This window comes from Pseudomonadota bacterium (assembly GCA_023229365.1).
GTDB lineage: Bacteria > Myxococcota_A > Polyangia > JAAYKL01 > JAAYKL01 > JALNZK01.
The window spans coordinates 87,062-97,283 of record JALNZK010000011.1 but is presented as its reverse complement, the minus strand read 5'-3'; the positions used below and the strand labels follow the sequence as shown (position 1 = coordinate 97,283).

14 protein-coding genes are annotated in these 10,222 nt (G+C 40.4%); 6 read left to right on the top strand and 8 right to left on the bottom strand.

Annotation, left to right across the window (positions count from 1 at the left end):
* Window positions 1–89: 89 nt before the first annotated feature.
* Window positions 90–776 (top strand): hypothetical protein, encoded by a 687-nt coding sequence (locus M0R80_08880; GenBank protein MCK9459739.1) that lies wholly within the window; start codon window positions 90–92, stop codon window positions 774–776.
* Complete coding sequence (locus M0R80_08875; GenBank protein ID MCK9459738.1) at window positions 773–1,288, top strand: hypothetical protein; 516 nt, start codon at window positions 773–775, stop codon at window positions 1,286–1,288. The genes M0R80_08880 and M0R80_08875 overlap by 4 nt, the downstream gene beginning before the upstream one ends.
* Window positions 1,289–1,335: 47 nt before the next feature.
* On the opposite strand, the gene M0R80_08870 is transcribed toward M0R80_08875, so the two are convergent.
* Both M0R80_08870 and M0R80_08865 read right to left on the bottom strand, forming a co-directional pair.
* Window positions 1,336–1,584, bottom strand: coding sequence for a hypothetical protein (locus M0R80_08870; GenBank protein MCK9459737.1), 249 nt, complete (start codon window positions 1,582–1,584; stop codon window positions 1,336–1,338).
* Entirely contained in the window at window positions 1,581–2,636 is a 1,056-nt protein-coding gene (locus M0R80_08865; GenBank protein MCK9459736.1) for a hypothetical protein, read from the bottom strand. Before M0R80_08865 ends, M0R80_08870 begins: the two co-directional genes overlap by 4 nt.
* Before the next feature lie 34 nt (window positions 2,637–2,670).
* Here M0R80_08865 and M0R80_08860 point away from each other — a divergent pair, with 34 nt between their 5' ends.
* The 4 genes from M0R80_08860 to M0R80_08845 are packed head-to-tail and all read left to right on the top strand — an operon-like array spanning window position 2,671 to window position 5,817.
* Window positions 2,671–3,819 (top strand): hypothetical protein, encoded by a 1,149-nt coding sequence (locus tag M0R80_08860; GenBank protein MCK9459735.1) that lies wholly within the window; start codon window positions 2,671–2,673, stop codon window positions 3,817–3,819.
* Window positions 3,820–3,863: 44 nt separating this feature from the next.
* Window positions 3,864–4,511, top strand: a complete 648-nt coding sequence (locus M0R80_08855) for a hypothetical protein (protein MCK9459734.1) — start codon at window positions 3,864–3,866, stop codon at window positions 4,509–4,511.
* Window positions 4,493–5,002, top strand: a complete 510-nt coding sequence (locus M0R80_08850; GenBank protein ID MCK9459733.1) for a DUF2585 family protein — start codon at window positions 4,493–4,495, stop codon at window positions 5,000–5,002. Before M0R80_08855 ends, M0R80_08850 begins: the two co-directional genes overlap by 19 nt.
* Window positions 4,999–5,817 carry a hypothetical protein gene (locus M0R80_08845; protein MCK9459732.1) on the top strand — a complete coding sequence of 273 codons (819 nt, stop codon included), beginning with the start codon at window positions 4,999–5,001 and terminating at the stop codon, window positions 5,815–5,817. Before M0R80_08850 ends, M0R80_08845 begins: the two co-directional genes overlap by 4 nt.
* 241 nt (window positions 5,818–6,058) lie before the next feature.
* On the opposite strand, the gene M0R80_08840 is transcribed toward M0R80_08845, so the two are convergent.
* The 6 genes from M0R80_08840 to M0R80_08815 are packed head-to-tail and all read right to left on the bottom strand — an operon-like array spanning window position 6,059 to window position 10,221.
* Window positions 6,059–6,604, bottom strand: coding sequence for a hypothetical protein (locus M0R80_08840; GenBank protein MCK9459731.1), 546 nt, complete (start codon window positions 6,602–6,604; stop codon window positions 6,059–6,061).
* Window positions 6,605–6,611: 7 nt separating this feature from the next.
* Complete coding sequence (locus tag M0R80_08835; GenBank protein MCK9459730.1) at window positions 6,612–6,923, bottom strand: hypothetical protein; 312 nt, start codon at window positions 6,921–6,923, stop codon at window positions 6,612–6,614.
* Window positions 6,924–6,947: 24 nt separating this feature from the next.
* Entirely contained in the window at window positions 6,948–7,718 is a 771-nt protein-coding gene (locus M0R80_08830) for a hypothetical protein (protein ID MCK9459729.1), read from the bottom strand.
* A gap of 14 nt (window positions 7,719–7,732) precedes the next feature.
* Complete coding sequence (locus M0R80_08825; GenBank protein ID MCK9459728.1) at window positions 7,733–8,056, bottom strand: hypothetical protein; 324 nt, start codon at window positions 8,054–8,056, stop codon at window positions 7,733–7,735.
* A gap of 60 nt (window positions 8,057–8,116) precedes the next feature.
* Complete coding sequence (locus M0R80_08820) at window positions 8,117–9,532, bottom strand: hypothetical protein (GenBank protein MCK9459727.1); 1,416 nt, start codon at window positions 9,530–9,532, stop codon at window positions 8,117–8,119.
* A 56-nt stretch (window positions 9,533–9,588) separates the two neighbouring features.
* Window positions 9,589–10,221 (bottom strand): hypothetical protein, encoded by a 633-nt coding sequence (locus tag M0R80_08815; protein ID MCK9459726.1) that lies wholly within the window; start codon window positions 10,219–10,221, stop codon window positions 9,589–9,591.
* Window position 10,222 lies beyond the last annotated feature (1 nt).

Genomic DNA, 10,222 nt, shown 5'->3' with positions numbered 1-10,222 from the left:
AAAACACCTCATATTGTTATAATTGCCGCCCTATTGCGTGCAATTGTTCCCTGTCTTAAAAAGTCCAGGGCATTTGCTATATAATAGTAATGGAATTTAGAAATTTTTTAGAAACGAATTTAACGACTCAGCAGTGGCAATCTGTTAATAATTATATGGTTCGGAAGGGTTATGATTGGCGTGGTGCTGAGGATGCGAAAAGAATAATGACTGGTATGATGAGGGATGGGGAGATTGATGAAAAGATATTTCCCGACCATGCCGCTGCACTTCGGTCATTACATCGTAAGTCTGTGGAGCGAAGCCCAGATGAGAAGTTATTAACTCGAATAAAGCGGTATTATGGGATTACGAATAATTTTGCGGTAGCGGGTTATATTTTGGCTGATGGAAGTATGCTAAATTTTTCTGGGAGCAACAAGGGTGCTCCCGGTGACGTGCGGGGGATTGACCATCGAGAGGTTGGTCATTTTCTGCGGGATGATGTTGGTATTGTTAGTGGTTCTTGGGCCATTAGGGAATTTTGTGAGCGGTTTGGGTCGATGAGTTTACATTATGGCAATGATTATGCGAATTTAAGGATTTTTAAAATGCCAACGAGGCAGCAGATAAAAAGGATTGACGAATTGCACCGAGCAGTATCGAATTTACAACTGGGTATGTATCGTGGTGGGGGGGAGAGTATTTATGATAATGGCACGGGTAGGAAGGATAAGATGTATGGCCCCAAGGACTATAATTATGCAATAGATTTAAGGAGATTTTTTGGAACATGAAATTTAGAACATGGTTAGAAGCGACTGTGAAGTTTAAAGACATAACGGAAGCGATCAAGAAAACATTGGAGTTTGTTGTAACGGATGGAGAATGGAAATTTGAACCACGTCCATACGGATTGAGTGGCATAAAAACGGTAACAGTTGCTGGTCATTTTTATTGTACCAAGGGGCATTTCTTTTTGACGGCGAATGCTGTAGATGAGCGACCGATTGATTCTTACGATTCGATGACTGGGGAGATTGATGGTAATTCCAAGGTTGAAATTATAGGAAATATAACGGTAATGATGGGCAAGAATAGTTGGGGTGGTTACAATCTCAAAAAGGTAGGGGAGCGAAGCAATACTTCGGGAGGAAGATTGCATACGCCCCATGAATTAGCAATTTGGGTAAAAAAAGTAATAGATGATTGGCAAAAGGATGATGATGGCGATGATGAAAATGCTCCCAAACCTGAGCCAACTTATTGGGATGAAAAGCCAAGCGGTTCGAGGTTAGTGACGGTTTAAGCGAATGGAAATGCATTTAATAAATGTGCCCCGAAGTTGGGACTATATTAATTTCTACCTTTGGCCAATTGCATTTTAAACCAATCTATTTCTTTTTTTGTATCTTCTACACCATTTGCTTGTAGAACTGCATTGATCCAATCGAAAACTGGGTCTTGGTGTGCTTGATAGCTATCCAAGGTTTCCCATTCTGGATAATCGGCTTGATTATGGAAGATTTTATAGATAGCCATAGCGAAGTCAACTGGGACGTTGCTTGGATGACGAAAACTTTCTATCCATTGTTTGAAGTTCATTCTTTTTCACCGAATCCTTTTTGTTCATATCGTTTTTTAACCCAATTGATTGCAATATCTACCATAGCGGGTGTAACCTGTCCATAGGATTTAGAGTCAAGTGTAATGACTTTCATTTCTGATCGATAGCTACCTTTGTATTGGTAACGATGGATGATAGAGAAAACTCTGGGGCTAGTTTCGATAAGGTAGCCGATAGGGGTTCGTCTTCCCATATGTTCTGCAAGTCCCCAATAATGATCTTTATTAGCTGCCAAAAGTTTCATACCTTTTTCTCTGAGGTAGTTTTCGACATTAGCTCGATTTTTCAGAGCATCTTTAGGTTTGGCTACTGGTTCGGTTGGTTTGATGAATTCGATGGTGCGGACGTAATAATCGGCGGAATAGGCACCGAGGAATCGTTCCCAGCTTCGATCAGCGGACCAATAGTAGGTAATCCAGCCATAGGGTTGTTGGGCTTGTGGGATTGTTTTGATACAAACGATACCTTCTGGGTATTCGGCTCTATCTTTGGACATGGTGTTGAAGATGAAGGACAGGTATTGATCGGCGTTCCAATCTTTGCCACTTATTTTTTTCTCTTGGCTACCTAATGGTCGGCTACCAACACCGTCACCGAATTCTGCATCCATTGGCATACGATCTACTTTTGTTTTAACGAAGACATTGGTGGCACCCATTTCCATAACGGAGTGGATAAATGCTTCTAAATCTTTGACGGTATAGGATTCTGAGCCTCTGGGTTTTTCTTTTTTAGTTGTTGTTTTTACAGATGTGCCGGTATCCCAGAAGCTTTTTTGTTTTACATCGGGTTTAGTGGGTAGTGGTTGGCCATAGGATTGGAGGAAATCTTTGGCTGCGTTTACCAGGGACATTTGTTGATTACTGCCACCGGCATCGGGATGAGCGTTTTTGGCAGCGGATCGATAGGCAGCCATAAGTTCTTGTGGATCGAGATTTCCGCCCGATTTATTTGTAAGACCCAGGATTTCCATAGCGGTCCAGGGATCGTTAACCATACCTTGTGCTTCTATCCACTGTTTAAAGTTCATCTCAATAATTTCTCAGTTTACGATATATATCAACATGGAGTTTAAATTTAGACTATGGTTAGAAGAAGAGGAAGAAGACCCTGATCGTTATTTATCGAGTGATGAGGTTCGTCGCAAATATCGTAAGCCAGACAAGCCATTAGAACCAATCACATTAAATAGCAGGATTGATACGCTTTGGCTTCCAAAGAGTTATGATTATTCTGCTTCTGAGGTTATTGCCCAACTAGGTTGGTGGAACAAGCCGCTTGGTGAGATTATTAAGACGCCATATGAAGCATTAAAAAAGGCCATGTGGGACGTAACTGCCACACGATTCGGTTACATACCTTCGCTTTATCGCACGCATGCTCCTGATGAATTTCATAAAATGGGGGATGCTGAGAAGCGAATTTTTATATCTGATCGTTCAATGGGTGGTCTCCACAATGCTATTTTTGAACTACATTGGTGTAAACAGAGGACGATCACAGATGATTACAGTTACAAACAAATAGAACGCCCGCCACTTCCAGAGCCTGTAATAAAATGGCTTGATTATCTGAACGATGAGTTGGAGCATGATGAGGAGCATTTACAACACATGCATCGATTTGATGCCGACATAAAGGCTCAAAGTGAGCGTTGGGCAATGCAAAAGAAAAAGCAAGAAGATGATGCTCAAAAGTTATCAAAGGCATTATTCAAAGCAAGAAACAATCTTTCTGGCTGGGAAGACGCAACAGAACAAGAGGCTTTGACAACTGCTCGTGAGTATATGAAGGCCGCACCTCATGAGCGTGGACAATTTCAGCGATCAATTCAAGACATTGCTAGAAAAGTATTAAACAAACGATTGCCCACAAAATCTTTTTACATGGATGACAAGGAGGCAAAGCAATATCTTCAACAGGTTGTGAACACAAATCTTGTTGCGGCAACAGATCAAGAAATTTCAGACATATTAAACAAAACCATAGGCATAACAGACAGTCAAGATTTACAAGGAAATGATTGGGGAGAAAACGTTCATCCAGCTTTATCGGCGGGAGATTTGAACACAGCTTCTGGACTACGCATTAAATCTGGTGAGGAGATAAGCAATCGCATAAAGGATGCGTGGTCGAAGAAGAATGAAAAACAGATGAGACATATTTATTATGCTTTGGACAAAGAAAATAGAAAGTTGTTTTTTAAGCAATGAATTTTAGAAATTTCATAGAACGAACGTTGTATCATGGCACAGTGGTGGATAATGAGCCCTCTATTCGTCAAATAGGTTTATTTGGTCAAGTTGGTGATTTTCAAAGTAGTTCTGGATACGACGATGAAACCTACGGACAGCCACCGACCGAGAGCGATGAAGTAATATTTATGGCGGATAAGAAGGGATTGGGCAGGGCTGTGAATGCTATGGTGCATCATATTAGCAAGAAATTAGGCAAAGGATTTCAAGATGTTACGGATGACGACATAAGAAACTATGGTTTGTTATGTGTGATGCATGATGAGATTGGACCACAAGACAATATGGATAAATTTGCTGGCGAAAGAGCAACAGTATCTCGTCGTCCAGAGGAAGACAAATGGGGAGAGGAATATCCAAGGGGGGCAGAGCCTGGGGATTATTATAGTGATTCGAGGATGCCGGATCAGTTTATTAAAGGATCGGCATTATTGCGTTTATTGCAGAGATATGGGGAATGGCCAAGGGATTGGGGAAAAGAAGGCTATCGTTCAAGAGATAAGCAGTTGCGAGGAAGGTTGATGTCGGCAGCGATGCGAGAACATCCAGAATATTCAAAAGAAAAAATAAGAGCAAAGATACAAAGTTTGTCTGGGCGTGAACTTGAAAGATATGCGAAAGATTATTTACAATGGCAGCAGCATCGATAATAGCAATTATATTAGTGGTAATGGTTTCGGTTGAGTTATTATTTGGGAGGAGGATTTTCCCAGAGAAGATAAAAATATGGGGAAACATGGAAGAATCTTCCAGACAGATGTTTGATTGGTATTCTCCTTCGCACATCATACATGGTTTTGTGTTTTTTTGGTGTGGTCAATTGTGGATAGCCGTATTATTAGAGGCCATTTGGGAGATGATGGAGAATTCACCTTTTGTTATCAATCATTACAGAACTAAGACATCATCAACAGACTACACTGGTGATACCGTCTTAAATTCAGTGTGTGATATTTTGTGTGTAATAGCTGGTTATACTTTATGTCTTTATGTGCCTTATTATACAATTGTGGCATTGATAGTGGCGATGGAACTCACAACATTATGGTTGATTAGTGATAATTTGACATTAAATATATTGATGTTTGTATTACCACTTAAATCTATTAAAGATTGGCAAACTAAAAGGAATAAAAAATGATAGGTTTTTGTTTTTCTGGGGACGGCTCTAGGGGAGCGATTCAAGCTGGAATAGCGTTAGATTTATATCAAAAGCATGGAATCAAGGCTGATTTTGTCATGGGGGCATCATCTGGTTCTGCATGTTCGACAGGCTATGCATACGCTGGTCCGCAGGGCCTTGTTGATATGTGGAATGGTGTTACCACCATTCTTAGCTTATTTGGTTTTAATTGGAATTTTTTATGGAATCGTGGAATATTCAATGAGAAGCCTGCTGAAAAAGTGGTTGGCAAAATTGTGCAACAGGGTCCATTTTGCACAGGGGTAGTCACAAGACTAAATATTGTGAGCGGGGAAATTGAGTACATATGGAGCACAAAAGTTTCCAGAGAAGAATTTGCCGACGCTGCACTAGGTGCAGTGGCAATACCTGGAATTGTGCATGACAGAAATGGGTGGGTAGATGCTGGTGCTCGGCAGATGGCACCACTACAACAATGTATTGATGCTGGTTGTGATGAAGTCTATGTCATTTTGGGCAGACCATTAATAACTCCACCGTGGCAATATCCTACTGGGTTGTTTGCATTTGGCTGGATGAGTTGGCGGGCAGTAGACTTGAGCTTATATGAATTATTAGTGCGTGATATTCAAGGCTGTTTGAAGAAGAACGCAGATGGTGTCAGTCGAAAAATAAAGATACATGTAGCCGAGCCCAATGAATGGCTATATGATTCTATTTTCTTTCGTTATTGTCAACGTGGTGTAAAGTATGCATTGGATGGAAATTATGTAATTAAAGATGAACAAGCCTTACGGATGGCTTTACTTTAATTTATGCTTTTGAGATATTGTGCATACAACGAGTCCATTTGACAAACTGTGATGGCGGGCACGTAGGCATTATTTATCAGAAGGGACTTGGTACATCTGCTATAGGTGCTGCAATAAAACTTTTGTTCCGCCCGACAAATAGCGGGTGTTTTTACTGTAACGACGGGTGCTACTGCAATGCAAACATAAAAACTGTCATCAAATTCTGTTGCTGAAAAGCATGTCATACTTTATATATGTTTTAGAACAGTTCTTTATTTGCTATTTTGACCACGGGATGTGGCTTAAGAGACAGTCCTGTTGTTTCCAAGAGTGTTCTATAGACTAATCGATTTGGGCAATAGAGTTGAAAATACAGATTGTCATTTTCATATTTTTTTAATGCAATAGCGGCTGCAACTGCTGGAGAGCGAGAAGCACCTGCAAGGCAATGCACCATAAGGAGTTCAACTTTATCCCAATTTTTTTCTACAAAATCCCAAATTTGCTGAGCGTGTTCGGGAGTGAATAGAATTGGGTTCAGCTTGTGGCTTTTGTGACTTTCGGCATAATCAGTTGACTCTTCTTGATTGAGTGGTCTATCAAGATCGGCAAAAGCGATTTGAAGAAGATCAACTTGTTGGCACTTGTTGATTTTAGGCCAATCACCCGGTTCACAGCCAATAGAGATACAAGCCCACGGCTTATCGTAGGTGAAATTACTAGCAGCAGACTTTGGCAAAACCAAGAGTTTGCCATTGGTGGGTTGTCCAAAGTATTCGCATTCATTTTCGTCGCAACTTATCATTCCTCTATTATACTCCAGAATTTGGTGGTTGTAAATCACTATTTGCGGTTTCAAGCAGTGCATTTGCGGCCCAAAGCAGGATTTGGGAGACTTCTTTGGTGTCTAATTGGCTGTTGAAGGACACAGAGAAATTTTTATGTTCGGTGTTATGGGGATCATCTTCTGAGGAAATGACCACACCCAAAAAGGTGGTACGTTCCAATAATTTTTTTATCAACTCGTTGTTTGGCAAAAAGTCTATGTCTTGACAATCACATGCCATAATGTATGTTCCTTGGGTGATTCCCCGATGAGGTTTCTGGGTGATTCTCTTAGGCAAATATAAATAAAATGATTACCATTGTCAAGTTGTGTTTTTTTGGTAGGCTAAGATTACGTTTCGAACGTGATTGGTGCAGAAATTGGGGTTGTGATCTATGAAGGCGTTATAAGGATTGATGATTTGAAACTCAGGATTGTAGGCATGTTTGCTGAAGTAGGGTGGCAATCCTGCTTTGTAGTGGACAAAAGGCAGCAGAGCAGAAGAGGTTTGAGTTAGTGGAGATTCTATAGCAGCACCAAGAATGGAAAGATTGTGTTGATGCGTGATGGAATTCCATGCGGCAAGACTTGCGGGCCATTCTGTTCCATACATGTCTATTAGGATTTTGGTTGCTTCCAAAACGTTGTCAAAAAATATGGTTGGCACTTGATTAAAAATAGTTGCTCCATCGAAGGATACCCATATAGAATCAGATGGTAATTGAAGCATATCAACTACTTTTTGTGGTGGTGGAGATGGGGTAAAGCAGATGTTTTGTTTGACATTGGGTACAGGTCCAACCATTACCATATCTGTATGCAGCAATGTGAAGTTAGAGTCCAAAGCATGCAGAGCGGTTCTAAGGCAAGCTATTTTATTGATAGGTGGATAATTGAGTCCAGAAGATTCATTAAAATCCGAGCAAAATATTTTTCTGGAGTGGTTGTGGAGATTGGTGGGCAATGAGGTTGGGGCACCAACGATGGCCACAAGCAGCCTATCTTGCATTTTTAGCATTTTGAAGCTTTCGATCAGCAGTTCAACTTGCCAAAAGTGTTGATAGGAGGGCACAACGGTAACAAAGTAATCCATAGTATCAAAAGAGTTTAGTTCTGATTTTCTTTTTCAATCCAATCTTTTAGATACACCCGATAAATGCGACTATATGCTTTGCCCCATTCAATTCCGTGGTCATCTCCTCTTGCCTGCCAAGAAAGAATGTGAGACCACTCATGCAAAAGGATTAAAATAGCTGCGTCTTCATCTAGACTGTGATCTATTTTTATCATGAATTGTTTGCATTTTTTGCGTGTGGGCAACAAGCAACATTCGCCAGCAATATCAGGTGGAACAACAACTCTTCTGATGCTTACCTTGTAGTTGGGAAAATGTTTCTTTAACACATTGGATACTTGATGAAAGTTTTTCACGCAGTATTTAGAGCATAATAACAACAAAAAATATTTGCTTTGTTTCTAAATACTTATCAATTAAAGACTTGCGACTTTACTGATTGGTAATAACTTCTTGAATTTTTCTGCTTCTAGGTTATTAAGAGCCTGTGGTTTTTGGATATCTGGAACTTGTCCAACTTCTTTAGGTCCAGCTAATGGGAGATCATTATCAGCAAAGGTTCTGACGTGAAGAGCCCAAACTGGTCTGCGGTTTCTTTTTACACCACGACCATCTGTGATATTGAACATTTCTACCCAGTCTTTAATTTGTGTTTTAGATAGACCTGTACCTTTCCAAGAATTGAGGGCTTGGGGTCTATCATCCGGGGAGAATTCTTTCAAAGCCAACAAGAAAAGAACGGCTCTTTTATCTTGGGAATTCCAACCAGCTTCAGCAGAGAGGACTTTATTGACTGTTTGCAAATCATTATCTTGTAAAATCCATGCCAGAGCGAGTGGTTTGTCTTTTCTGCTTGAGAATTCAGGCGGCACTTCTCCATGAATGGTGACATTAGGGAATAATTTATTGAACAAACCGGCTTGTTGATAGATGCTGATATATTTCTTTGCATCTGTATCTGGGTGTAGCAAGCCTTTTAGAAATTCTTCCCGTACTTCGGATAACGATACACCTTCAAGATTTTTGAATCGATCCATAGCTCGTCGGATATCGGGGTCCATTTTTTCACCCTTACCAAATCTTGCGTGGAATCGAATGGCACGCAGGATACGAATTGGGTCTTCTTTGAATCGATCTTCGGCACTACCAACTGCTCTCACCAATCCATTGGTTACATCGTGCCAGCCTTTTTGAGTTGGATCAAATAATTTATTGTTTTCACCATCTGGTTTTGACAATTCGATATAAAGGGCATTGATAGTTAAATCACGTCCATTTGCATCATCATTGGGATTATCGACAAATTCTTTTGCACTGGCGACTTGAGATGTTTTGGGGTCTTTCATCATGGTGCAAATTTCGAATGGCTCTCCCTTGTAGGTGGCAATCATAGAATAGCAACCACCTTTTTTATCGGCATTGCCTACTCGCCAGCTACGTACTGCTCCTTCTTTCATGGGGCGAGGCTGAAAAGTCAGTTTAAGTTTTCCTGGGTCGCCACCTTCAAATCTAAAACCAGCACTATGAAGAATGAGTGCGGTTTGGGCTGGGGTGGCGTTTGTGCAGAGGTGGAATTCATGTGGGGACTTGCCCTTTAGGAAATCTCGGACTGAACCACCGCAAAGGAATAGGGATTTTTTGGGCAATGTAACATCTTTGCTAGTATCATCAATGACTTTAATTTCACTACTATTAAGAAAAGCTTCGATGACTGGTTTCATTTTTGGAGGGGGAATAAAGCCTTTTTCCAACGAAATGAATTCTTTTTTCCAGTCTTTTTCAGAGCTTTTTTCTTCTTTGAGTAGAACGTAGTCTTTAAAAGATCGATTCATATATAATTTACCTTTGTATTATCTATACTTAACGTAGTAGAAAATATGAAGACATTTTAGTAACTTCGTTTACTTCTTTGTGGTGCTTTGCGATGGGTTGTCACCCAGTTATTGTGGGGAACAAAAATTATTTCAGTACCATCCTGTGTTACGGTTTTCCCCGCTCTATACCAATTTAAGTTACGGATAGTTTCTAAATCAGCAAGCTCCTTTTGTTCCCCTGGTGTCAGGGTATTTACACTTTGTTTTGCTGAAAGAGAATTGTATTTTGCTTGGTTTTGCACTTTGTTTTGTAAATCTTTGGGCGTTATGGAATGAATAGACGGCCCAGATACTATCAATCCATCGGGGACAATATCTACTTGCAATCCCGGCATTATCTCGCCAAACCATTGTTTGATTAAATCGTGCTGTGGTTCTTGTGGAGGTTCGCCCAATCTATCATATTTTTGCAAAAATGTTTTCATGGTGCCAGCATGTATATTTGCGGCAGCATATGCTGGTGCATTGGTCCATGCGGGTATTTCTATGTCTCTTCCATCAATATTTGCGGTTTTTGTTTTAGAGCTAACATATGGTGAAATGCCATATTGTTGTTGCAAATAATATGGCACACCTTTTTGGTTTGGTCGGAAGTAAGCAAAATGAGCGGGGTGCTTGGAAGCTTCGATAAAGTCTCTAAATTCCATA